Origin of the sequence: Kribbella sp. NPDC051936, assembly GCF_040680955.1 — a bacterium.
In the GTDB taxonomy this organism is placed as follows: domain Bacteria; phylum Actinomycetota; class Actinomycetes; order Propionibacteriales; family Kribbellaceae; genus Kribbella.
In genome coordinates this window covers 260,632-282,783 of record NZ_JBFAXS010000003.1, presented here as the reverse complement: position 1 = coordinate 282,783, position 22,152 = coordinate 260,632, and the positions used below count along the sequence as shown (strand labels likewise).

General features: G+C 70.3%; 23 protein-coding genes. 12 read left to right on the top strand and 11 right to left on the bottom strand.

Annotated features, from left to right (window positions below; all coding sequences use genetic code 11):
- Positions 1–83 precede the first annotated feature (83 nt).
- Both AB0L64_RS11585 and AB0L64_RS11580 read left to right on the top strand, forming a co-directional pair.
- Positions 84–4,034 (top strand): Pls/PosA family non-ribosomal peptide synthetase, encoded by a 3,951-nt coding sequence (locus tag AB0L64_RS11585; protein WP_363710088.1) that lies wholly within the window; start codon positions 84–86, stop codon positions 4,032–4,034.
- On the top strand, positions 4,034–5,338 hold the full coding sequence (locus AB0L64_RS11580) for a M1 family metallopeptidase (protein ID WP_363710087.1): 1,305 nt from the start codon (positions 4,034–4,036) through the stop codon (positions 5,336–5,338). Before AB0L64_RS11585 ends, AB0L64_RS11580 begins: the two co-directional genes overlap by 1 nt.
- A gap of 12 nt (positions 5,339–5,350) precedes the next feature.
- Here AB0L64_RS11580 and AB0L64_RS11575 read toward each other — a convergent pair whose 3' ends face one another.
- The gene (locus AB0L64_RS11575) at positions 5,351–6,214 is read right to left on the bottom strand and encodes a LysR family transcriptional regulator (protein WP_363710086.1); all 864 of its coding nucleotides are present in this window, start codon (positions 6,212–6,214) and stop codon (positions 5,351–5,353) included.
- A gap of 70 nt (positions 6,215–6,284) precedes the next feature.
- Here AB0L64_RS11575 and AB0L64_RS11570 point away from each other — a divergent pair, with 70 nt between their 5' ends.
- The gene (locus tag AB0L64_RS11570; protein ID WP_363710085.1) at positions 6,285–7,274 is read left to right on the top strand and encodes a nitrilase family protein; all 990 of its coding nucleotides are present in this window, start codon (positions 6,285–6,287) and stop codon (positions 7,272–7,274) included.
- A gap of 63 nt (positions 7,275–7,337) precedes the next feature.
- Here the strand turns inward: AB0L64_RS11570 and ispF are convergent, their stop codons facing one another.
- From ispF to AB0L64_RS11555, 3 genes are read right to left on the bottom strand one after another with little or no spacing between them, the layout of a single operon-like run.
- Positions 7,338–7,808: a 2-C-methyl-D-erythritol 2,4-cyclodiphosphate synthase gene (ispF, locus tag AB0L64_RS11565; protein WP_363710084.1), complete on the bottom strand. Its 471-nt coding sequence runs from the start codon at positions 7,806–7,808 to the stop codon at positions 7,338–7,340.
- On the bottom strand, positions 7,805–8,503 hold the full coding sequence (gene ispD, locus AB0L64_RS11560; RefSeq protein WP_363710083.1) for a 2-C-methyl-D-erythritol 4-phosphate cytidylyltransferase: 699 nt from the start codon (positions 8,501–8,503) through the stop codon (positions 7,805–7,807). The genes ispF and ispD overlap by 4 nt, the downstream gene beginning before the upstream one ends.
- Positions 8,504–8,532: 29 nt before the next feature.
- Positions 8,533–9,018, bottom strand: coding sequence for a CarD family transcriptional regulator (locus tag AB0L64_RS11555; protein ID WP_130446326.1), 486 nt, complete (start codon positions 9,016–9,018; stop codon positions 8,533–8,535).
- 309 nt (positions 9,019–9,327) lie between these two features.
- Here AB0L64_RS11555 and AB0L64_RS11550 point away from each other — a divergent pair, with 309 nt between their 5' ends.
- On the top strand, positions 9,328–9,954 hold the full coding sequence (locus AB0L64_RS11550; protein ID WP_359934219.1) for a hypothetical protein: 627 nt from the start codon (positions 9,328–9,330) through the stop codon (positions 9,952–9,954).
- A 178-nt stretch (positions 9,955–10,132) separates the two neighbouring features.
- On the opposite strand, the gene AB0L64_RS11545 is transcribed toward AB0L64_RS11550, so the two are convergent.
- The 3 genes from AB0L64_RS11545 to AB0L64_RS11535 form a co-directional block, all read right to left on the bottom strand.
- A complete protein-coding gene (locus tag AB0L64_RS11545) occupies positions 10,133–11,152 on the bottom strand; it encodes an iron-siderophore ABC transporter substrate-binding protein (protein ID WP_363710082.1) in 1,020 nt (339 codons plus the stop codon).
- 80 nt (positions 11,153–11,232) lie between these two features.
- On the bottom strand, positions 11,233–11,910 hold the full coding sequence (locus tag AB0L64_RS11540) for a response regulator transcription factor (protein ID WP_133787236.1): 678 nt from the start codon (positions 11,908–11,910) through the stop codon (positions 11,233–11,235).
- A complete protein-coding gene (locus AB0L64_RS11535; protein WP_359934224.1) occupies positions 11,907–13,124 on the bottom strand; it encodes an ATP-binding protein in 1,218 nt (405 codons plus the stop codon). The genes AB0L64_RS11540 and AB0L64_RS11535 overlap by 4 nt, the downstream gene beginning before the upstream one ends.
- A gap of 197 nt (positions 13,125–13,321) precedes the next feature.
- Here AB0L64_RS11535 and phoU point away from each other — a divergent pair, with 197 nt between their 5' ends.
- The gene (phoU, locus tag AB0L64_RS11530) at positions 13,322–14,029 is read left to right on the top strand and encodes a phosphate signaling complex protein PhoU (RefSeq protein WP_363710081.1); all 708 of its coding nucleotides are present in this window, start codon (positions 13,322–13,324) and stop codon (positions 14,027–14,029) included.
- A 224-nt stretch (positions 14,030–14,253) separates the two neighbouring features.
- Complete coding sequence (locus tag AB0L64_RS11525; protein ID WP_363710080.1) at positions 14,254–14,499, top strand: hypothetical protein; 246 nt, start codon at positions 14,254–14,256, stop codon at positions 14,497–14,499.
- A gap of 12 nt (positions 14,500–14,511) precedes the next feature.
- Here AB0L64_RS11525 and AB0L64_RS11520 read toward each other — a convergent pair whose 3' ends face one another.
- Genes AB0L64_RS11520 through AB0L64_RS11505 form a run of 4 tightly spaced genes read right to left on the bottom strand, consistent with a single transcriptional unit; the run spans position 14,512 to position 17,928 of the window.
- Entirely contained in the window at positions 14,512–15,258 is a 747-nt protein-coding gene (locus AB0L64_RS11520) for a phosphoglyceromutase (protein WP_363710079.1), read from the bottom strand.
- Positions 15,259–15,267: 9 nt separating this feature from the next.
- Positions 15,268–15,756, bottom strand: a complete 489-nt coding sequence (locus AB0L64_RS11515) for a YbjN domain-containing protein (RefSeq protein ID WP_363710078.1) — start codon at positions 15,754–15,756, stop codon at positions 15,268–15,270.
- On the bottom strand, positions 15,753–17,045 hold the full coding sequence (gene mshA, locus AB0L64_RS11510) for a D-inositol-3-phosphate glycosyltransferase (protein ID WP_363710077.1): 1,293 nt from the start codon (positions 17,043–17,045) through the stop codon (positions 15,753–15,755). Before mshA ends, AB0L64_RS11515 begins: the two co-directional genes overlap by 4 nt.
- A 4-nt stretch (positions 17,046–17,049) precedes the next feature.
- A complete protein-coding gene (locus AB0L64_RS11505) occupies positions 17,050–17,928 on the bottom strand; it encodes a helix-turn-helix transcriptional regulator (RefSeq protein WP_363710076.1) in 879 nt (292 codons plus the stop codon).
- 103 nt (positions 17,929–18,031) lie between these two features.
- Between AB0L64_RS11505 and AB0L64_RS11500 the strand changes: the two genes are divergently transcribed.
- From AB0L64_RS11500 to AB0L64_RS11475, 6 genes are all read left to right on the top strand, one after another.
- Entirely contained in the window at positions 18,032–18,775 is a 744-nt protein-coding gene (locus tag AB0L64_RS11500) for an SDR family oxidoreductase (protein ID WP_363710075.1), read from the top strand.
- Between the two features lie 86 nt (positions 18,776–18,861).
- Positions 18,862–19,863, top strand: a complete 1,002-nt coding sequence (locus AB0L64_RS11495) for a hypothetical protein (protein WP_363710074.1) — start codon at positions 18,862–18,864, stop codon at positions 19,861–19,863.
- Between the two features lie 43 nt (positions 19,864–19,906).
- Complete coding sequence (locus tag AB0L64_RS11490; RefSeq protein ID WP_363710073.1) at positions 19,907–20,653, top strand: SDR family oxidoreductase; 747 nt, start codon at positions 19,907–19,909, stop codon at positions 20,651–20,653.
- A gap of 80 nt (positions 20,654–20,733) precedes the next feature.
- A complete protein-coding gene (locus tag AB0L64_RS11485) occupies positions 20,734–21,117 on the top strand; it encodes a helix-turn-helix transcriptional regulator (protein WP_363710072.1) in 384 nt (127 codons plus the stop codon).
- Between the two features lie 34 nt (positions 21,118–21,151).
- Positions 21,152–21,685 carry a hypothetical protein gene (locus AB0L64_RS11480; RefSeq protein WP_363710071.1) on the top strand — a complete coding sequence of 178 codons (534 nt, stop codon included), beginning with the start codon at positions 21,152–21,154 and terminating at the stop codon, positions 21,683–21,685.
- 122 nt (positions 21,686–21,807) lie between these two features.
- Positions 21,808–22,152 (top strand): DUF2516 family protein, encoded by a 345-nt coding sequence (locus tag AB0L64_RS11475; RefSeq protein WP_359934244.1) that lies wholly within the window; start codon positions 21,808–21,810, stop codon positions 22,150–22,152.

Below are 22,152 nucleotides of genomic sequence, written 5' to 3'. Positions count from 1 at the left end.
CGTCGTGAACAAGCGGTTGATGGACGCACCCACTGTTCGCTTCGGGTTATCGGGGTGGTAACCGAGCGGCGTAATATTCGGCCGTGACGTTGCGACGCGGGAGGCTGGCAGCGGCGGCGCGGACGTTGGTCGAGGTGCTCGAGGAGACGGCCGGCCAATACCCCGACGAGCCGGCGCTGGACGACGGCAGCGTCAGCCTCAGCTATCGCGAACTGCTGGCCCAGACCACCAAGTTCGCCGCCCGGCTGACCGCGGCGGGGATCGGACCGGGAGACCGGGTCGGCATCCGGATCTCGTCCGGGCACAACGACCTGTACGTCGCGATTCTCGGCACCCTGCAGGCCGGCGCCGCGTACGTCCCGGTCGACGCGGACGACCCGGACGAGCGCGCCGAGCTGGTCTTCGGGGAGGCAGCCGTCGCGGCCACTGTCGGTGACGAGCTCGAGCTCACCCTCACGCGCCCGTACCAGCCGCCGCTCGCCGACAACGACGCGGCCAACGGCGCCTTCGACTACCCGTACTCCGCCCGCATGGACGCCACGAGCACGACCGACGCTCCGCGCGGTACAGCCGGTCCCGAGCCGGCCGACGACGCCTGGATCATCTTCACCTCCGGCTCGACCGGCGTACCGAAAGGTGTGGCGGTCACGCACCGCTCGGCGGCCGCGTTCGTCGACGCCGAGGCTCGGCTGTTCCTGCAGAGCGAGCCGATCGGGCCCGACGACCGGGTCCTGGCCGGCCTGTCCGTCGCGTTCGACGCGTCCTGCGAGGAGATGTGGCTGGCCTGGCGGCACGGCGCCTGCCTGGTGCCCGCACCCCGCTCACTGGTCCGTACCGGTATGGACCTCGGCCCCTGGTTGGTTGCCCAAGGCATCACCATCGTCTCGACTGTGCCGACCCTCGCCGCGCTCTGGCCGCCGGACGCCCTCGACCAGGTCCGGCTGCTGATCTTCGGCGGCGAGGCGTGCCCGCCGGAGCTGGCCGAGCGGCTGGCCGTCGACGGCCGCGAGGTCTGGAACACCTACGGCCCGACCGAGGCCACCGTCGTCGCGTGCGCGGCCCAGCTCACCGGCGAAGGACCCGTCCGGATCGGCCTGCCGCTGGACGGCTGGGATCTGGCCGTAGTAGATGCTGCAGGCAACGAAGTCGCGGACGGTGAGATCGGCGAGCTGATCATCGGCGGCGTCGGCCTGGCCCGGTACCTGGACCCGGTCAAGGACGCCGAGAAGTTCGCCCCGATGCCGACGCTCGGCTGGGAGCGGGCGTATCGCAGCGGCGACCTGGTGCGGTCCGACCCACTGGGCCTGCTGTTCCAGGGCCGGGCCGACGAGCAGGTCAAGCTCGGCGGCCGGCGGATCGAGCTCGGCGAGGTCGACGCGGCCCTGCAGTCGCTCCCGGGTGTCTCCGGCGCGGCAGCCGCCGTACGCAACAGCGCCGCCGGCAATCAGCTCCTCGTCGGGTACGTCGTACCGGACGAGCCGGACGCGTTCGAGACCGCCAAGGCCACCGAGCGGCTGCGCGAGGCGCTGCCTGCCGCGCTCGTACCGTTGCTGGCCGTCGTCGACACGCTGCCGACCAGGACCTCCGGCAAGGTCGACCGCAACGCGCTGCCCTGGCCGCTGGCCGGGATGGACAGCGAAGGCCCGGCCGCGGACCTCGACGGTACGGCGGGCTGGCTGGCCGAGCGCTGGACGAAGGTCCTCGGCGCCAAGGTCACCGGCGCCGACAACGACTTCTTCCTGCACGGCGGCGGCAGCCTCGCCGCGGCGCAGCTCGTGTCCGCCCTGCGTGAGCGGTACCCGGAAGTCACCGTCGGCGATATCTACGAGTACCCGCGCCTCGGCGCCCTGGCCGAACGGCTCGACGACGTCCAGCCGGTCGCGCTCGAGCCGGTCGAAATCCGCGAGATCCGGCCGACCCCGAAGGGCACGCAGGTCCTGCAGACCGGGCTGACACTGATCCTGCAGACCGTCGTCGGCCTCCGCTGGCTGGTCTACCTGTTCACGCTGAACAACCTCCTCGCCGCACTGATCGACCCGCTCCCGTGGGCGCGGACCGTGTCCTGGTGGTGGATCCTGGCCGGCTGGCTGATCCTGATCAGCCCCGCGGGCCGGATGGGTATCGCGGTCGTCGGCGCCCGGATCCTGCTGCGAGGAGTGAAACCCGGGACGTACCCGCGCGGCGGCACCGTCCACGTCCGGCTCTGGGCCGCGGAGAACCTCGCCGACGCGGCCGGCGCCGCCAATCTCGCGGGCGCTCCCTGGATCGCGTACTACGCCCGCGCGCTCGGCGCGAAGATCGGCCGCGGCGTCGACCTGCACACGCTGCCGCCGGTGACCGGCATGCTCACCATGGGGCGCGGCGCCTCGATCGAGCCCGAGGTCGACCTGGCCGGCTACTGGATCGACGGCGACCAGCTGCACATCGGCCCGGTCACCGTCGGCGCGGAGGCGGTCGTCGGCTCCCGCAGCACGCTGCTCCCGGGCGCGGAGATCGGCCGCAACGCCGAGATCATGGCCGGCTCGGCCGTGTCCGGAAAGGTCCCCGAGAACGAACGCTGGTCCGGCTCCCCCGCGGCGCGGATCGGCCGCGCACGGCACCCGTGGCCCGATCACCGTCCCGCCCGCGCTCCATGGTGGGTGGCGGCGTACGGCGCCCAGTCGGCCGCGATGTCGTTGATCCCGGTCGCGGGTGCGGCCGCGGCGTTCGCGGTCCTGGGAAACGCGGTGCGCGGCACGCAGGACCTGCAGGATGCGGCGCTGCACGCCCTCGGCGCGGTGCCGCTGATGACGCTGGTCGGTTTCGCCACCATCGCGGTCCTCACGCTGGCCGGCGTCCGGCTGCTCGGTATCGGGATCAAGCCCGGTCACTACCCGGTCCGCAGCCGGATCGGGTGGCAGGTCTGGGCGACCGAGCGCCTGCTCGACTCGGCGCGGACGCTGCTCTTCCCGCTGTACGCGAGCCTGCTGACGCCGTGGTGGCTGCGGACGCTGGGCGCGAAGATCGGCCGCGACGTCGAGGCGTCGACGGTCCTGCTGCTGCCGAAGATGACCACCGTCGGCGAGGGCGCGTTCCTCGCCGACGACACGATGATCGCGTCGTACGAGCTCGGCGGCGGCTGGCTGCACGTGGCCGGTGCGAAGGTCGGCAAGCGCGCCTTCCTGGGGAACTCCGGGATGACCGCGCCCGGCCGCAGCGTGCCGAAGAACGGCCTGGTCGCGGTGCTGTCCGCGGCGCCGAAGAAGTCCAAGGCCGGTACGTCGTGGCTCGGCTCGCCGCCCGTGAAGCTGCGCCGCCAGGCCGTCGCGGGTGACCAGAGCCGGACCTTCAACCCGCCGTACAAGCTCAAGGTCGCGCGCGCCCTGGTCGAGCTGTGCCGGTTCGTCCCGATGATGTGCACGGTGCTGATCGCGCTCGGCGTGCTGTTCGCGCTGCAGGCGCTGGACCTCTGGCTCGGGCCGTGGTGGACGATGCTGCTGTCCGGCGCGGTGATCCTCACCGCCGGCGCCGTCGCGGGCGGGATGGCGACGGTCGCCAAGTGGCTGATCGTGGGCCGGACGAGAGCCGTCGAGTATCCGCTGTGGAGCTCGTTCGTCTGGCGCAACGAGGTGGTCGACAGCTTCGTCGAGCTCGTCTCCGCGCCCTGGTTCGCGAACGCCGCCGCCGGTACCCCGGTGCTCAACCTCTGGCTGCGGTCACTCGGAGCAAAAATCGGCAAGGGCGTCTGGTGCGAGACGTACTGGTTGCCGGAGGCGGATCTGGTCACCCTGGGCGACGGCGCCACGGTGAATCGCGGTTGCGTGCTGCAGACGCACCTTTTTCATGATCGAGTTCTCTCCATGAACACAGTCACCTTCGGCCCCGGGGCGACCCTCGGCCCGCACGGCATCGTCCTCCCGGCCGCCGCGGTAGGAGCAGGCGCTACCATCGGCCCGGTGTCGCTCGTGATGCGTGGTGAAGGTGTGCCGGCGGGTACGCGCTGGGCCGGGAACCCCATTGCGCCATGGCAGCACAGCGCTCCCTGGCAGGGCTGATGGTTGACCGCTATGTGCCGAGCCATGGAAGTACCGACTACAAGGTGGAGTCGTACGAGCTCGAGCTCGACTACCGAGTCAACAGCAACCGCCTGACCGGCAAGGCGACGATCACCGCCTACGCCACCCAGTCGCTGTCCCGCTTCAGCCTCGACCTGTCCGGTCTCCGCGTCTCGAAGGTGTCGGTGAACGGCCGCCGGCCGCAGCGGTACGCCCATCGCGGCGGCAAGCTGCACATCACCCCGGCGACGCCGATCCCGGACGGCGCCGAGTTCTCGGTCGACATCCAGTACGGCGGCAACCCGAGGCCCGAGGACAGCCCGTGGGGCGAGCTCGGCTGGGAGGAGCTCACCGAGGGCGTGATCGTCGCCAGCCAGCCGAGCGGCGCGGCCACCTGGTTCCCGTGCAACGACCACCCCGGCGACAAGGCGCACTACCGCATCTCGATCACCACCGACTCGCCGTACCAGGTGGTCGCGAACGGGCGGCTGGTGTCCCGCCGGGTGAAGGCGAGCCGTACGACGTGGGTGTTCGACCAGGCCGCGCCGATGGCGACGTACCTCGCGACCGTGCAGATCGGCCGGTACGACGAGGTGGACCTGGCGGCGTCGCCGGTGACGATCCGCGGCGTGCTGCCGGCCGGCCGGATCCGCGAGTTCCGGCACGACTTCGGGCGGCAGCAGGACATGATGAAGCTGTTCTGCCGGCAGTTCGGGCCGTACCCGTTCGGCGGGTACACGGTCGTGGTGACCGACGACCCGCTGGAGATCCCGCTCGAGGCGCAGAGCATCTCGGTGTTCGGCAGCAACCACGTCGACGGGCGGAACGGCTCGGAGCGGCTGGTCGCGCACGAGTTGGCACACCAGTGGTTCGGCAACAGCCTGACGCCGGCGAACTGGCAGCACATCTGGCTGAACGAGGGCTTCGCCTGCTACGCCGAGTGGCTGTGGTCGGAGGAGTCGCGCGGGCTGACCGCGGATCAGCAGGTGGCCAAGGCGTACTCGCGTTTGAAGGGTCTGCCGCAGGACCTGATGCTGTCGGATCCGGGGCCGGACCTGATGTTCGACGACCGCCTGTACAAGCGCGGCGCGATCACGCTGCACGTGCTGCGCAACCACCTCGGTGACGACCCGTTCTTCGAGCTGCTCCGCACCTGGACCAAGACGCACCGGCACGGGTCGGTCACCACGGCGGAGTTCATCGCGCTCGCCACGACGTTCAGCCCGGACGAGGAGGCGCTGCGACACCTCTTCGCCGCCTGGCTGGACTCGTACGAGCTGCCGCCGTTGCCGCGTCGGCGCTAGGTCTCGTCTGGGCTAGGTCCGTGCGACCTCGGCGGCGGCTTTCACGAAGCGTTCCGTCAGCGGGGTCCTGGTTGCCCAGGCGGCGCCTGTCCACCAGGTCGCGGCACGGCCGGGAAGTGGGACCAGGCGGATCTCGGGCGGGGCGATCCGCTCCGCGGTCTGCGGTACGACGGCAGGCCCGACGCCGGCCGCGGTCAGAGCGAGGACGGTCTGCAGGTCACCGGCCTCCTGAAGTATTTGCGGGTGGCAACCAAGCTCGGCGTACAGCGTGTTGATCTGCGCCGTCAGCCCCGGCCCGCGGCCCGGTGTCAGGCGGACGAGCGGCCGCGCGTCGATCCAGCCGACGAGATCGCGCGGCAACTCCTGATCGGCGGGTACGGCGAGGGCGAGCCGGTCCCGTCGTAACCGAAGGTGCTCGAGCCCCGCGGGCACCGGCAGCCGGACGAACCCGATGTGCAGGCTGCCCGCGAGCAGCCGCTCGCACTGCCTCGCCGACGACATGTCCTCGAGCGAGATCGTCACTCCCGGCCACCGGCTCCGGAACAGTGCCACCGCCCGCGGGGCGAGCTCGATCCCGGACAGCCCGAACCCGATCGCCAACGATCCCTCGGCCCCGGAGGCCACCTGCGCGGCCCGTCGTTCGAAGGCTTCCGAGCGGTCCAGCAACTCCAGAGCGTCAGCAAGCAGCAGTTCACCCGCCGGGGTCAGCCGGGCGCCGTGACGGCCGCGGTCGAACAGCACCGCGCCGACCCGGCGCTCCAGCACCTGGATCTGCTTGGTCAGCGCCGGCTGGCTGGTCGACAGTTCCACGGCCGCGGCGCCGAAGTTCCGCAGCCTGGCCACCGTGACGAACGCCCGGAGCAGACGAAGATCCATAACCTCAGGATATGGAATCGGTCCGAACGACTATTGGACGTCATAGATGCCTGCGCGTTTCGATAGGGACATGACGTCCTTCCGCGCAGCCGTTGTCCAGTTCGAGCCGACGCCTGACGACCCCGCCGCCAATCTCGCCACCGTCGAGCGGCTGGCCCGCGAGGCGGTCGGCGACGGCGCCCGGCTGGTCGTGTTCCCGGAGATGTGTCTGCTCGGCTACTGGCATCTCCGGCGCCATTCGCCGTCACGGCTACGGGAGCTCGCCGAGCCCGTCGACGGGCCGCTGGTCGGCCGGGTGCTTGCTCTGGCCAAGGAACTCGGGGCCGGGATCGGCGTCGGGTTCCTGGAAGATGCCGACGGCACGTTGTTCAACGCGTACGCCGTGTGCCTGCCGGACGGGCGGGTCGAGGTGCATCGCAAGCTGCACGCGTTCGAGCACGAGGAGATTGCGAGCGGGTCGACGTACACGGTGTTCGACACGCCGTGGGGGTTCCGGGCCGGCGTGCTGATCTGCTGGGACAACAACCTGGTCGAGAATGTCCGGATCACCGCGTTGCTCGGCGCAACCGTGCTGCTCGCGCCGCATCAGACCGGCGGGACCAACTCCCGCAGTCCGTACGGCATGAAGCCGATCCCGTTGCCGGTCTGGGAAAACCGCGCGGCGGATCCTACCGCGGTGGAGGCGGCGTTCAACGGGCCGAGCGGGCGCGGGTGGCTGATGCGGTGGCTGCCGGCGCGGGCCCACGACAACGGCTTGTTCGTGCTGTTCAGCAACGGGGTCGGCCGGGACGACGACGAGGTCCGCACCGGCAACAGCATGATCCTCGACCCGTACGGCCGGATCGTCGCGGAGACCCCGGTCCCCGACGAGGCCGTCGTCACCGCCGACCTCGACCTCGATCTGGTGCCGCTGGCAACCGGCCGCCGCTGGCTCCGCGGCCGCCGCCCCGAGCTCTACACGCCACTCACCCAGCCGATCGGCAACGAACTCGACCCCCGCGCCGCCCGCTTCTCCCCCGACCCCGTCGACCTGCCGTCCTTGGGTCCGCACCAACCATGAACCGGACCGAGAAATGGTTGATGCGCGCCCAAAGACGCGCCCGCGGTGAGGTGGAGGCGAGGGTCAGTAGATGAGGGCGGTGGCGAGGGCGGCGATGCCTTCGCCTCGGCCGGTGAGGCCCAGGCCGTCGGTGGTTGTCGCGCTGACCGACACCTCGGCGTCGCAGGCGGCGCTCAGGGCCTTCTCGGCCTCCTCGCGGCGGGCGGCGAAGCGGGGGCGGTTGGCGATCACCTGGACCGTGACGTTGCCGATCTCGAAGCCGGCCGCGCGGACCCGCCGGGCCGCCTCCGCCAGCAGCGCCGCGCCGGACGCTCCGGCCCACTCGGGCTCGGCGGTCCCGAAGTTGGAGCCGAGATCGCCCAGCCGTGCCGCGCTGAGCAGCGCGTCGCAGATCGCGTGCGCCGCGACGTCGCCGTCGGAATGACCCGACGGGCCGGACGTCTCCTCCGGCCAGTGCAGGCCGGCCAGCCACATCGGGCGGCCTTCCTCCAACGGGTGGACGTCGATCCCGTTGCCGACCCGCGGGAGTTTCACCCGAGCCGCCTCTCCGCCAGCAGCGCCTCGGCCAGCAGCAGGTCCTGCGGCCGGGTCACCTTGAACGCATCCGGCGAGCCCTCGACCGTCCGCACCGTCACCCCGAGCCTCTCGCACATCATCGCGTCGTCGGTCCCGCCCGCGTCCGCGCCGGCGGCATGCGCACGTCGCAGTACGTCGGGTGCGAAGCCCTGCGGCGTCTGCACCGCGACCAGGCTCGACCTGTCGGGCGTGTCGACCACCTCACCCGCCGGACCGACCCGCTTGATCGTGTCGGTCACCGGCACCACCGGTACGACGGCCTCGGCGCCGCCTCGCACCGCCGCGACCACCCGCTCGATCGCCTCGACCGGTACGAACGCCCGCGCCGCGTCGTGGACCAGGATGCAGTCGATCCCGTCGACCGGCACCACGTCCAGCGCCGCCCGCACAGAGTCGGCCCGTTCACCGCCGCCGGCCACCACGAGCAGCTGGGCGTCCCCGACGTACGGCGTGAGCTCCTTGGCGACCGTCTCCTCGGAGCCGGCCGGCACCGCGACCACGAAACAGACGAGGTCGGCGGCGGCCGCTGCCTTCAGCCCACGCACCGCGTGGACCAGCAGCGAGTCGCCACCGACCTCTCGAAACGCTTTCGGGGTCTCACCACCGAGTCGCAGCCCCAGCCCGGCCGCGGGAATCACGACCGCGCTACTCATACAAAGCTGCTTCGGACTGCGTTCGGCTGTTAGGAGGCGAGGACCTCGTCGAGGATGGCCTCGGCCTTGTCCTCGTTGGTGTGCTCGGCCAGGGCCAGCTCGGAGACCAGGATCTGGCGAGCCTTCGCCAGCATCCGCTTCTCACCGGCGGACAGGCCGCGGTCACGCTCACGGCGCCACAGGTCGCGGACGACCTCTGCCACCTTCAGCACGTCACCGGAGTGCAGCTTCTCCAGGTTCGCCTTGTAACGTCGCGACCAGTTGGTCGGCTCCTCCGTGTGCGGTGCGCGCAGCACGTCGAAGACGCGCTCCAGCCCGGCCTGATCCACGACGTCACGCACGCCGACGAGATCGAGGTTGCACGCGGGGACCCGGACGACCAGGTCGTTCTGAGCGACGATCCTCAAGACCAGATAGGTCTTGTCCTCACCTTTGATCTGACGGGTCTCGATGTCCTCGATGACGGCCGCTCCGTGATTGGGGTAAACAACCGTCTCGCCGACTGTGAAAGTCATGTGTGAAGTGCCCCTTTCCGAGATCTATCCTACCACGCGGTCGGTGGTCCGGTTGGGGCGTTTGCGCTGGTCAGGGCCCACATCTCGCCTTGACAAACGATCGGTCGCATGCCTCGTGCGCGCGCGCAGAGCTGCTCGGGACACCGCCGCGGACCCCCTCCGGAGGCATCCCGGCGTCCGGCTCGCCGACCCCGAGGGCTACGCTGTGGTGCGCCGGAGGCCGCTGCCTGACGGCATCCACAGACGGTCCGCAGTCGCCGCACACCGTGCCGCGACAGACCCGAAACAGCTTGCACGAGAGGGATTCCAGTGCCGATCACGTTGTCCTCGCGGTTCGCCCGGCGTACCGCGCTGGCGGGTGCCGCCGCCACTCTCAGTATCGCGCTGGCGGCGTGCAGCGCGAGCTTCTCCGCGCCGACCCTGCAGCCGTACCAGGCCGCCGAGGGCACCAACGTCGACTCCGGCCAGCTGAAGATCCGCAACATGCTGGTGCTGGCCGATGCCGAGGGCAAGGGCGAGTTGCACAGCGTGATCGTCAACGACGGCGACACCGCGGACACCCTGGTCAGCATCAAGCAGGCCCCGCCCGGGACCTCCGACGGCCAGGCCGGCGGCGACCAGCCGACCGAGGTCACGTTCGAGGGCATCAAGGAGCCGGTCGACCTCGCGCCGCACTCCGCGCTGCTGCTGCCGGGCACCGGCGCCGAGACCCCGAGCGCGACCCCGTCCGCCACTCCGACGGACACCCCGACCGAGACCCCGTCGGCCCCGACCCCGGGTGCCGAGGACGGCGGGCCGACGGTCGTCGTGACCGGCGCGAAGCCCGGCCAGATGGTCAACGTGACCATCACCTTCGGCACCGCGGCGCCGATCTCCACCTACATCCCGGTCCTCACCGACGACCACTACTCGCCGTCCGCGTCCCCGGCCGAGTAACTCCCCACCCAGGCCCCCGCCCACCCAGGCCCCCGCCCACCCAGGCCAGCCGCCCCTGCCCCGGCGCCGGTCCATTTCGGTGGTTAACCGCCGAAATGGACCCTTCCTGCACCGCATGCAGCATGCGAAGGGGCCGTTTCAGTGGTTAACCACCGAAACGGTCCCGTCGGCTCGGGTCTCAGTTCTTGCCGGCGGAGGCTGCCTTTGAGAGGCCCGGCAGGACCTTGTCGAGGACCCACGGGACGCTCAGCACGCTGACCGCGCTCATCCCGGAGATCACCTGCTGGTCCTGCAGCGGGTACGCGCCACCGGTCTTGACCGCGTCGAGCGACGAGTAGACCGGGTCGGCGAGGAACTTCTGGGTCCCGATCCCGTCGACGTACGCGATCAGCACGTCCGCGTCGACGTCGGCGACCTTCTCCTTGCTGACCGTCAGCGAGAACTCCTTCTTCGTGTTGGTCTTCTCCAGCGCCTCGACGCCCGGCGCGTTCTTGAAGCCCATCTCGTTCAGGATCTGCACGCGCGGGTCGCCCGGCATGTAGATGTAGTTCTCGGGGCCGAACGAGCCGACCGTGATGGTCTTGTCCTTGAACTCGGGGTGCTCGGCCGCGACCTGCTTGATCTTGTCCTGGATCCCGGTGATCAGCTTCTCCGCGTCGGCCTTCCGGCCGAGCGCCTCACCGACGAGCAGCGTCTGGTCCTGCCAGGTGGTCTGCCACGGCGCCCCCGGGTACGCGACGGTCGGCGCGATCCCGCTCAGGGTCTTGTACGTCGCCTCGTCGAAGCCCTCGTACGGGGCCAGGATGACGTCCGGCTTCAGCGCCGCGATCTGCTCGAACGGGTACTTGTCGCCGGTGTCCAGCAGCGTCGTCTTCGACTTGTCGAACTTGCCGGCGTCCCAGGCGGTGACACCCTCGGGGGTCGGGCCGTAGGTGACCTTCGGCATCCCGACCGGGGTCTCGCCGAGCGCGTAGACCACGTCCTGGGCGTTCCAGCCGAGCGTGACGATCCGCTCCGGCTTCGTGGTGATGGTCGTCTCGCCGAACGTGTTCTTCAGCGTGACCGGGAACCCCGACTGTGCCGCGCCGGCCGACGACTCGGCCTGCTTGTCGCCGTCGTTGCCGCAGGCGGCCAGCGTGGTCGTGGCGAGCAGTACGGCACTGACCGCACTGACGACCTTGCTACGGGACCAGGACATGGATGACTCTCCTTAGCTTGCCTCAACTAAGGAGAGCCTAAGCTAACCCAACGGGCCGTCGCGACCCGCGGGCGTGTGACTCAGGACTCGAACTTGTAGCCCAGACCACGCACCGTGACCAGGTGCTGCGGGTTCGACGGGTCCTTCTCGAGCTTCGAACGCAGCCGCTTGACGTGCACGTCGAGGGTCTTGGTGTCGCCCACGTAGTCGGCGCCCCAGATCCGGTCGATCAGCTGCCCCCGGGTGAGCACGCGCCCGGTGTTCCGCAGCAGCATCTCGAGCAGCTCGAACTCCTTCAGCGGGAGCCGGATCTCGGTCCCGGACACCGTCACCACGTGCCGCTCGACATCCATCCGGACCGGGCCCGCCTCGAGCGTGTCCGGCAGCAGTTCGACGTCCTGCCCACGCCGCAGTACGGCGCGGACGCGGGCCAGCAGCTCGCGCGGGCTGTACGGCTTGGTCACGTAGTCGTCCGCGCCCAGCTCGAGCCCGACGACCTTGTCGACCTCGGTGTCCTTGGCGCTGACGATGATCACCGGGACGTTGCCCCGGCTGCGGAGCGCCCGGCAGACCTCCGTGCCGGACAGACCCGGCAGCATCAGGTCGAGCAGGACGATGTCCGCACCGGCGCGGTCGTACTCGTCCAGCGCGTCCGGTCCGGTCTCCGCGACGGCGACCTCGAACCCTTCCTTGCGCAGCACGTACGACAGCGCGTCGCTGTAGCTCTCTTCGTCTTCGACGACCAGCACTCGGGTCACGAAGCTGTCTCCTTTGCGATCTGACCTGACGGGGTAGGCGTCAGGTGTGTTGCCGCCTCCTCCTGGCTGGCGGAGTCGGCTTGTCCCGAAGCGGGGTCGAGCCGCAACGGAAGTCTCACGGTGAAAGTGGAGCCCTGGCCCTCGACACTCCAGACCCGCACGTCACCGCCGTGGATCGACGCGATGTGCTTGACGATCGAGAGGCCCAGCCCGGTGCCGCCGGTCTCCCGGCTGCGGGCTCGGTCGACGCGGTAGAACCGCTCGAAGATCCGCTCCAGGTCGCCGCTCGGGATGCCCACGCCTTGGTCGGACACGGTCACCTCGACCAGGTCGCCGATCGGGTGCGCGGTGACCGCGACCCGGGTGCCGTCCGGGCTGTAGTTGACGGCGTTCTCGACCAGGTTGCCGATCGCCATCGCCAGCTGGTCCTCGCTGCCCAGCACCTCGAGCTCCGGCTCGGTCTTCACCACGATCTTGATGTCGCGGTCCTCGGCGTCGATCCGGCAGCGGTCCACCGCCGCCTCGATGACCGCGTTGACGTCGACCGGACCGGGATTCTCCAGCGGGTCGTCGCCCTGCAGCCGGGACAGCTCGATGATCTCCTTGACCAGCCGGCTCAGCCGGGACGCCTCGACCCGCATCCGGTCCGAGAACCGCTGCACCGCCTCCGGGTCGTCCGAGGCCTCCGAGACCGCGTCGGCCAGCAGGATCAGCGCGCCGACCGGGGTCTTCAGCTCATGGCTGACGTTGACGGTGAAGTCCCGCCGGATCGCATCCAGGCGGCGCTCCCGGGTGCGGTCCTCGACCAGCACCAGCACCAGCTGGCTACCCAGCGGCGCCACCCGGGCGCTGACGTACTGCGTGGCGCCGAGTCGGCCCCGGACGATCTCCAGGTCCTGCTGGCGGATCTCGCCGTCGCGGCGGACCTGGCGGACCATCGTCAGGATGTCGTCGACCACGAGCCGCTCGCCACGGACGATGCCGAGCACGTGGGCCGGGGCGCTGGCCTGGAGCACCTGGTCCTCGGGCCCCATCACGACCGCCGAGGACCGCAGCACCGACAGCACCGTGGCGACACCCGAGGGCACCGCCGGCTCCGGGGACTCCGGGATCTTGCGCTGCGCGCGTTCCGACAGCATCATCGCGCCGAGCGAAAGCAGAGCCAGGGCCGCGCCGATGACGCCGCCCAGCACCGCAGCCAGCGTGGGGTCCACGGCAACGATGCTACGCGGGCGACCAGCAGGGAAAGACCGAATGAGCACCGGATGACCGGGACACGACTCAACTGTTCATCAGGCGTTCACCACTCGTCGCCGTCCGGCAACCTCGACGCCGTACGGTCACCGTTGGGCGGGGCACCGTACCCGGTTCCCGCCGCGGCACCGGACACCACAGATCGGATTCGAACACCATGCGTGACACGTACCACGAGCAGCTCGACGACATCCTCGCCGAGCTGGAGCGGATGACGCGGACAGTGTCCACCGCCGTCCGCCGGTCGACGGCGGCCCTGCTCGAGGCGGACATCCGCAAGGCCGAGGAAGTCATCGCGGCCGACATCCAGCTCGACGCCGCCGGTGAAGGCGTCGAGGAGAAGGTCTTCGAGCTGATGGCCCGCCAGTCCCCGGTCGCCAACGAGCTGCGGATGCTCGTCGCCGCGCTGCGGATGGTCGCCGATCTCGAGCGGATGGGCGACCTGGCCGCGCACGTGTCCAAGATCGCCCGGCTGCGCTACCCGGCGCCCGCGATCCCGGCCGAGCTGCACGACGTGATCGAGTCGATGGGCTCGGTCGCCGGCAAAATGGTCGACGCCGCCGGCGACGTGATCGCCTCCCGCGACGTCGAGGCCGCCGGCCGGCTCGAGGCCAGCGACGACGAGATGGACAAGCTCCGCTCCAACCAGTTCCGGCTGATGATGGACGACCACTGGCCGCACGGCGTCGAGGTCGCCGTCGACATGGCCCTGCTCAGCCGCTACTACGAGCGCATCTCCGACCACGCGGTCGCGATGGCCCGCCGCGTCGTCTACCTAGTCACCGGCGAACTCCCCGTCGCCGTCGGCGGCACCGCCGCCGGCTCCGGCGCCGGCGCCTCCACCCCCAACCCCAACGGCAACTGACCCAACCCCCAACAGGCGCCCCCGGCAGCAAGTTGCCGGGGGCGTCTTTGCGTCCGGGTCACACTGTGCACTCTCGACAGGACGTGTCAGCAGCTGAGCAGTGCGGCTGAGCGTGATCAGGTCCGCGCGTACACCGTCTCGCCAGTGCACTACCTGTCCAGCGTGCACACAGCACTCCCCAATCGCGCCGTGGTATGTCCGTGCGTTCCGGTAGCTTCCTTGCCGTGGACGAATCTGTGACCGACCGGCTGATCAACGTCGACATCTCCGGCATGAGCGGGCCTGAGCTGCTCGCGCACCTCGACGCGGTGGAGCAGCACATGAGAAGGCTGCGCCGAACCGAACTTGCTCTCCTGGAGCGCAGTCCCGAGATCGTCGCGCAGCGACCCGAGCTACAGGCGCAGCTCGACCATCTCCGCAGCCTGGATCTCGAAGACCTGCCCCTCGACGACCCGCCGTCCCCGACCTGACGGCTCCCCCGGTCAGCGGCCCTGGTTTTTGACGGCTTCGATGGCGGCTTGGGCTGCGGCCGGGTCCAGGTATTCGCCGCCGGGGGTGACGGGCTTGAAGTTGTCGTCGAGTTCGTAGTAGAGCGGGATTCCGGTCGGGATGTTCAGGCCGACCACGGTTTTCTCGTCGAGGTTGTCGAGGTGTTTGACCAGGGCGCGGAGTGAGTTGCCGTGGGCGGTGACCAGGACGGTCTTGCCGGCGTTCAGGTCGGGCACGATCGCGTCGTACCAGTACGGGAGCATCCGCTCGACGACGTCCTTCAGGCATTCGGTCGCGGGCAGGATCTCCGGCGGGAGTCCGGCGTACCGCGGGTCGCCGGCCTGGTCGAACTCGGAGCCGCGCTCGATCGCCGGCGGCGGGGTGTCGTACGACCGGCGGAACAGCATGAACTGCTCCTCGCCGAGCTCCTCCAGCGTCTGCTTCTTGTCCTTGCCCTGCAGGCCGCCGTAGTGCCGCTCGTTCAGCCGCCAGGACCGCCGTACGTCGATCCACTGGCGCCCGGCCTCTTCGAGCGCGATGTTCGCGGTCCGGATGGCGCGCCGGAGCACGGACGTGTGCAGCACGTCGGGCAGCAGCCCGCGCTCGAGCAGCAGCTGACCGCCGCGGTGCGCCTCCTCGACGCCCTGCGCGTTCAGGTCGACGTCGACCCAGCCGGTGAACAGGTTCTTGGCGTTCCAGTCGCTGTGGCCGTGGCGGAGCAGGATCAGGCGATAGGTCATACCCGCATGTTATCGAGGCTCCAGCCAGCCCTTGAACGCGTCCAGGTTTCGAGTCGACTCGCCGCGCGCCACCCGCCACTCGTACTCGCGCCGGATCGACGACGCGAACCCCATCTCGAGGATCGTGTTGAACGACGAGTCGGCGTACTCGAGCACCGCGCCGAGCAGCCGGTCCACCTCGGTCGGGGTGATCGCGTGCAGCGGGACCCGGCCGTCGAGGTGGATGTCGCCCATATGGTCGACGGCGAACGCGACGCCGTACATCTTCAGGTTCCGCTCCAGCAGCCAGCGGTACACGGCCGCGTGGTTCTCGTCCGGGTGCCGCGCGACGAACGCGTGCACCTGGACGGCCTGCGGGCCGACGGTCAGCGAGACCGTGGTCTTCAGCTTCCGCTCCCCCGGCAGGTCCACGACGAACGCGCCCGGTTCACTCTCGGTGAAGTCGAGCTCGTTCTCGGTCAGCACCTGGCGGATCACGTCCGCCGCAGAAACTCTCACCCAGCTACCTCCGCCGCGATCTCCGCCGCCATCGTCTGCGTGGCGGTCCGGTACGCCGCCAGCGTCTTGCGGGCGGTCAGCTCCCAGCCGAATCCCCGGGCGTGCTCGACCGCCGCGTGGCTCATGCTCTCGCGGGTCGCCGGATCCGTCGCGATCCGCGACAGCGCGTCGGCGAAGTCGTCCACACCGTGCCCGCGGACGAGGAACCCGGTCCGCCCGTGCAGCACCGCCGTACTCAGGCCGCCGACGGCCGCCGCGACCACCGGCGTACCGCAGGCCTGCGCCTCCAGCGCGACCAGCCCGAACGACTCCGAGTACGACGGGACGCACACGACCGACGCCGCGCGGTACCACGAGGCCAGCCGCGCCCGCTCCATCGGCTTCACGAAGCGCGTGACGTCGGAGATCCCCAGCGCCCTGGCCAGCTCGGCGTGCGACTCGGGGTGCTCCATCCCGTTGCCCGACGGCCCGCCGATGATCGCGACCACCAGCCGGGACCGCAGCGACGGGTCCCGCTCGAGCATCCGCGCCGCGGCCCGGATCAGCAGGTCGGGCGCCTTCAACGGCTGGATCCGGCCGACGAACGCGAGGACGACGGCATCGGCCGGCAAGCCGACTTCCTGCCGCGCGGCCTCCTGCGAGCCCGGACTGAACAGCTCCAGGTCCACGCCGGGATTGACCACGCCGACCTTCGCCGGCGCGGCGCCGTACAGGTCGATCAGCTCGCGGGCCTCGTCGTCGGTGTTGGCGAGCAGCCGGTCCGCGGCCTCGACGACCTGCTCCTCACCGAGCAGTCGCGCGGGCGGTTCGGGTACGTCGTCGTCCGCCAGGCTGGCGTTCTTCACCTTGGCCATCGTGTGCATGGTGTGGACCAGTGGGACCGCCCAACGATCGCGGGCGAGCAGGCCGACCTGTCCGGACAGCCAGTAGTGCGAGTGGATGACGTCGTACCAGCCGGGCTCGTGGATCGCCTCGGCGCGCAGGACGGCGCGGGCGAACGTGCACAGCTGCGCCGGCAGCTCGTTCTTCGTCAGGCCCTCGTACGGGCCGGCGGCAACGTTGCGGACCACCACGCCGGGCAGCAGCTCGACGCGGGCCGGCAGCGCGGACGCGGTCGCCCGGGTGAACACGTCGACCTCGATGCCCAGTCCGGCCAGCTGTTTGGACAGCTCGACGACGTACACGTTCATGCCGCCGGCGTCCCCGGTTCCGGGCTGGTCGAGCGGTGACGTGTGGAGGCTGATCATCGCGACCCGCCGGAGTGGACGGTCGGCGGAGAAGTCGGTCACCTGGTCAGGGTAACTCCGGGGTCTCGGCGGGGTATCGGGACTTCTCCCTATCCGCGGCGGTCCAGCTCGCGAGCAGCCGGAGGTTCTGCTCGGAGGTGGAGCCCGGCTCGACGGTGTACGTCACCAGCAGCTGGTCCGGTTCTCCCGGCGGCTGGAGCGTCTCGTACTGGACGGTGATGTCGCCGACCAGCGCGTGGTGCTGCGTCTTCGTGCCGAACGTCTTGTCCTTCACGTCGTGCCGGGCCCAGTGTTCCCGGAACTCCGGGCTGCGGATCGAGAGCTCGCCGACCAGTTCGGTCAGCTCCGGATCGTCCGGGTAGCGGCCCGCGTACATCCGCAGGTAGCCGACGGTCTCCTCCGCGACCGCGTCCCAGGCAGGGTAGAAGTCGCGCGACGCCGGATCGAGGAAGACCAGCCGCGGAATGTTGCGGTCCTTGCGGTCCAGGCTGCCGAAGTCGGCGATCAGCGCCGCGGCCAGCCGGTTCCAGCCCAGGACGTCCATCCGGCGGCCGAGGACGAACGCGGGCACGTCCGGCATCGAGTCGAGCAGCCGCTGCATTCCCGCGCGCAGGCGCTGCTGCGGGCGGCGCCGCGGAGGGCGGCGAACCGGTTTCGCGAGCAGTGCGAGGTGCTTGCGCTCGTCCTCGGTCAGCTTCAGGACGTCGGCGACCGCGTCCAGGATCTCCTGCGAGACATTGTCGGTGCGGCCCTGTTCGAGGCGGACGTAGTAGTCGGCGCTGACTCCGGCGGCCTGGGCGAGTTCCTCGCGGCGCAGACCGGGTACGCGGCGCCGCCCGCCGTACACCTTGATGCCGAGCTCCTCCGGTTGCACGCGTGCCCGGCGCGACTTCAGGAATTCGGTCAGCTCCGCACGGCGATCCATGCCTTCCAGTATCCAGATCACCCGGGCCCCCAACCTGGTCCTGCCAGAACCAGGCTCAGCAGACACCTGGGTAAGCCTCGGCGGCCGCCCCAGGATCGGTGACATGACCAACCTGAGCATTCGCAACGCTGTAGTGACCGGAGCCGCCAGCGGAATCGGCGCCGCGATCGCCACCCAACTGGCCGATGCCGGCGCCTCGGTCGCGCTCGTCGCGCGGCGGCAGGACCGCCTCGACGATCTGGCCGGCAAGCTCGGACCGCGGACGTTCGGCGTCGGGCTGGACGTCACGTCGCAGGAGTCCGTGGACGCGGGGGTAGCCCGGATCCACGAGCGGCTGGAGACCGTCGACCTGGTGGTGAACGCGGCCGGCGTGATGCTGGCCGCGCCGGTCGCCGACGGGCGGGTCGACGACTGGACCCGGATGATCGACACCAACCTGACCGGCGTACTGCGGCTGGTGCGGGCATTCACGCCGGACCTGATCGCGGCAGCCGGCGCGGGCCGGACCGCGGACCTGGTGAACATCTCGTCGATCGGGGCGCACGTGGTGTTCCCGGGGTACGCCGTGTACGGCGCGACCAAGGCGGCGCTGACCCATCTGTCCGCTTCGCTGCGCGCCGACCTCGCGCCGTACGACGTCCGTGTGACGAACATCGAGCCCGGGCTGACCGACACCGAACTGGCGACGCACCTCGACGCCCCGGGCCAGGACCTGATCGCGTCGATGAACGAGCAGATCGGCCCGCTGCACGCCGACGACATCGCCGACGTGGTGACGTTCGCGGTGGGCCGGCGCCGGGAGCTGAACCTCCGTCAGGTCGTCGCCCTGCCGACCCGCCAGGCGTGACGTCCGCCCGGGGTGGGTCTATCACCACCCCGGAAGGCGGATTCGCACCACTGCTTCGCGCGCTGCTCCCGGACAGCATGAATCACATGCGTACAGTCCTCGAAGAAGTCAGGTCCTGGCATCGTCCGTTGGTGCTGATGGTGCTCGTCATGTCCGGTCTCGTCGCGGTGTCCGGGATCGGTCTGCTGGTCGACGGCCGCGAGATCCTCAACGAGTCCGTGTGGCTGAAGCCGTTCAAGTTCGGCCTGTCGTTCGTGCTGTACGGCGGGACGCTCGCCTGGCTGCTTTCCAAGCTGCGCAAGGCGAAACGCTTCGGCTGGTGGACCGGGACGGTGTTCGCGGTCACCGGGATCGTCGACGTCGGGTTCATCGCCGTCCAGGCCGCGCGCGGCACGTTCAGCCACTTCAACGACAACTCCGACACGTTCAACCAGGTCGGCCAGAAGGTCTTCATGTCCGGTGTCCTGGGTCTGTTCGGCGCGAGCCTCGTGGTCGCGATCATGCTGCTGTTCCAGCGGATCGGTGACCGGCCACTGAACCGGGCGATCCGGATCGGCCTGGGGCTGGCTGTGGCCGGGATGGCGCTCGCGTTCTACCTGGTCGGTTCGCAGGGTCAGCGGCAGGAGGTCACGGACGCGTACGGGCACCCGGTCACGCTGGCCGGCAGCCACGGCATCGGCGTCGAGGCGGGCGGTCCGGGGATGCCGTTGACGAATTGGAGCACGGTCGGCGGCGACCTGCGGATCCCGCACTTCGTCGGACTGCACGCGATCCACTTCCTGCTGCTCGCGGTCCTGGCGCTGAGCCTGCTCGCCGCCCGCATCGAGTGGCTGCGGCCGGAGCGGGTCCGCAACCGGCTCATCGGTGTCGCGGCCTTCGGCTACGCGGGCGTGATGCTCACCGTGACCGTCCAGGCCTTCCGGGGGCAGGCGCTCATCCACCCGGACGGGCAGACGCTGGCCATGCTGGGCGGATTCCTGGCCGTCAGTTCCGTGGCACTCGCGGGTGTCATCGCATCGGCCCGCCGGCGTCCCGCCGTACCCGCGCACGCGGCGTCGCGGCAGCCCGTCGGAGCCGGCCGGTCCTGAGACACCCGGCTTCCGCGGCCAGAGGATTTGAGAGACTCGGGCTATGACTTCCGAGCGTCCTCTGGCCGTGGTGACCGGTGCTAGCAGTGGGATCGGGGCCGCGTCGGCGCGCTACCTCGCCCGCGAGGGTTTCGAGGTGATCTGCGCCGCGCGGCGGCTGGACCGGATCGAGGCGCTGGCCAAGGAGATCGACGGCCGTGCGGTGCAGTGCGACGTGACGTCGGCCGACGACGTCGCCGCGCTGACCGCGGCCGTCGGTGACGAGCTGCAGGTGCTGGTGAACAACGCCGGAGGCGCGTTCGGCTTCGAGCCGGTGGCCGAGGCCGACCTGGATGCCTGGCGGCGGATGTACGAGGTGAACGTGATCGCGGTCGCGGCCGTCACCAAGTCGTTGCTCCCGGCACTGATCGCCGGGCGCGGCACGATCATCGTGATGGGCTCGACGGCCGGCCAGGTCGCCTACGAGGGCGGCGGCGGGTACGTGGCCGCCAAGCACGGCGCGAAGGCCGTCGTCGACACGCTCCGCCTCGAGCTGTACGACCAGCCGGTCCGGGTCTGCGAGATCGCGCCCGGCATGGTCCGCAGCGAGGGCTTCGCACTGACCCGCTTCGACGGCGACCAGTCCAAGGCCGACGCCGTGTACGCCGGTGTCCGCGAGCCGCTGACGTCGGACGACGTCGCCGACATCGTCGCCTGGATCGCCACCCGCCCGGCGCACGTGAACATCGACCGCATCACGGTCCGCCCGCGCGCCCAGGCCGCCCAGCACAAGGTCTTCCGGGAGCAGTAACAAGCAGTAAACGGTTCACGTGAGCCGCCTCACGGGCAGGGTGCTTGCAATTGCAAGCACCCTGCTAGCACACTGGGGACATGGCCAAGTTGAGTGATCGGGCGGCTGGGGCGGTGGGCTCCCTCGGGGAGTACCTCGCCGAGCAGCGGCGGCACGCGCAGTTGTCGCTGCGGCAGTTGTCCGACCTGGCCGGAGTGTCGAACCCGTACCTCAGCCAGATCGAGCGCGGCCTGCGGAAACCGTCGGCCGACGTGCTGCAGCAGCTCGCGAAGGCGCTGCGGATCTCCGCGGAGACCCTGTACGTGCGGGCCGGCATCCTCGATCCGGACGAGAGCCAGGAGGGCAAGCAGTCCTCCGGTGTGGTCGACGCCGTCCTGCTCGACCCGGCGTTGAACGAACGGCAGAAGCGTGTGCTGCTGGACGTCTACACGTCGTTCGTCCGCGAGAACACCTCTGCCGAGTGACCCCGTACCTGCTGATATCCCGAGGAGAAGCCTGATGGCTACCCGTACGCCTGTTACCCCGTTCTACGCGATCGCCGGCGCCGGCGACCTCGCGGTCGAGAAGGTCCGCGCCGTCGGCGAGGACGTGACCGCCCGGTTCGCCAAGCTGGACCAGAAGACCCTGCAGGCCGAGCTCACCAAGGAGCTGACCAAGGCGCAGGGCGAGCTGACCAAGCGGTTCGAGGCGATCGTCGCCGACGCGCGCACCGCCCCGGCCAAGCTGCGCGAGCTGCCGAAGACCGCGCAGGCCGGTTTCACCGTCGTCCTCGGCCAGGCCGAGGAGACCTACGAGGACCTGGCCGGCCGCGGCAAGGACCTGGTCGAGCGGATCCGCCACCAGAAGGCGACCGAGGACCTGGTCACCTCTGCCAAGACCACCGCGAGCAAGGCCAAGGCCACCCGGACCACCACCCGGAAGACCGCTCAGTCCGCGACCCGGACCGTGAAGGCGACCGCGACCAGCGCCCGCAAGACCGCGAAGGCCGCCACCAAGGCCGCCCAGTCCGCGGCCGAGAAGGTCGGCGACTGAAAGTCTCACCTCACCACAGACAGTGACGATTTGCCCACTTCGCGGTGAATCCTGGGACCGGGCGGTCCACAGCTGCGCCTGAGCAGCGGTGGGCCGCCCGGTCTGTCGGTTAGGCTCGTAGCATGATCACCTTCCAGAGCCTGATCCCCGGGTTCGACGATCCGCTGTCGGTCATCTGGTGGGTGCTGCTTGCGATCAAGCTGGTCGCGCTCGCCGACGCCGTCTTCCGGCCCCGGGCGGTCTTCATCGCCGCCGACAAACTCACCAAGCCCGGTTGGGTGCTGATCCTGACCGTGTTCACCCTCAGCCAGGTGTTCCAGGGCTGGCTGAGCTTCTTCGGCCTGATCGGCATCGTCGCCTCGGCTGTCTACCTCGTCGACGCCCGCCCCGCCCTCCGCGCCGCCACCGGCCGAGGACGCGGCGGCTGGGGCGCCCTGCGCCGCCGCCGGGGCCCTCGTCCGCTCTGA

Excerpts from the sequence above, each read along its gene's own strand:
- AB0L64_RS11495 (WP_363710074.1), top strand. The coding sequence starts at position 18,862 with ATGCGTACAGTCCTCGAAGAAGTCAGGTCCTGGCATCGTCCGTTGGTG.
- AB0L64_RS11570 (WP_363710085.1), top strand. The coding sequence starts at position 6,285 with ATGACGTCCTTCCGCGCAGCCGTTGTCCAGTTCGAGCCGACGCCTGAC.
- AB0L64_RS11520 (WP_363710079.1), bottom strand. The coding sequence starts at position 15,258 with ATGACCTATCGCCTGATCCTGCTCCGCCACGGCCACAGCGACTGGAAC.
- AB0L64_RS11580 (WP_363710087.1), top strand. The coding sequence starts at position 4,034 with ATGGTTGACCGCTATGTGCCGAGCCATGGAAGTACCGACTACAAGGTG.
- AB0L64_RS11480 (WP_363710071.1), top strand. The coding sequence starts at position 21,152 with ATGGCTACCCGTACGCCTGTTACCCCGTTCTACGCGATCGCCGGCGCC.
- AB0L64_RS11490 (WP_363710073.1), top strand. The coding sequence starts at position 19,907 with ATGACTTCCGAGCGTCCTCTGGCCGTGGTGACCGGTGCTAGCAGTGGG.
- phoU (WP_363710081.1), top strand. The coding sequence starts at position 13,322 with ATGCGTGACACGTACCACGAGCAGCTCGACGACATCCTCGCCGAGCTG.
- AB0L64_RS11575 (WP_363710086.1), bottom strand. The coding sequence starts at position 6,214 with ATGGATCTTCGTCTGCTCCGGGCGTTCGTCACGGTGGCCAGGCTGCGG.
- AB0L64_RS11485 (WP_363710072.1), top strand. The coding sequence starts at position 20,734 with ATGGCCAAGTTGAGTGATCGGGCGGCTGGGGCGGTGGGCTCCCTCGGG.
- AB0L64_RS11545 (WP_363710082.1), bottom strand. The coding sequence starts at position 11,152 with ATGTCCTGGTCCCGTAGCAAGGTCGTCAGTGCGGTCAGTGCCGTACTG.
- AB0L64_RS11500 (WP_363710075.1), top strand. The coding sequence starts at position 18,032 with ATGACCAACCTGAGCATTCGCAACGCTGTAGTGACCGGAGCCGCCAGC.
- AB0L64_RS11555 (WP_130446326.1), bottom strand. The coding sequence starts at position 9,018 with ATGACTTTCACAGTCGGCGAGACGGTTGTTTACCCCAATCACGGAGCG.
- ispD (WP_363710083.1), bottom strand. The coding sequence starts at position 8,503 with ATGAGTAGCGCGGTCGTGATTCCCGCGGCCGGGCTGGGGCTGCGACTC.
- AB0L64_RS11475 (WP_359934244.1), top strand. The coding sequence starts at position 21,808 with ATGATCACCTTCCAGAGCCTGATCCCCGGGTTCGACGATCCGCTGTCG.
- AB0L64_RS11505 (WP_363710076.1), bottom strand. The coding sequence starts at position 17,928 with ATGGATCGCCGTGCGGAGCTGACCGAATTCCTGAAGTCGCGCCGGGCA.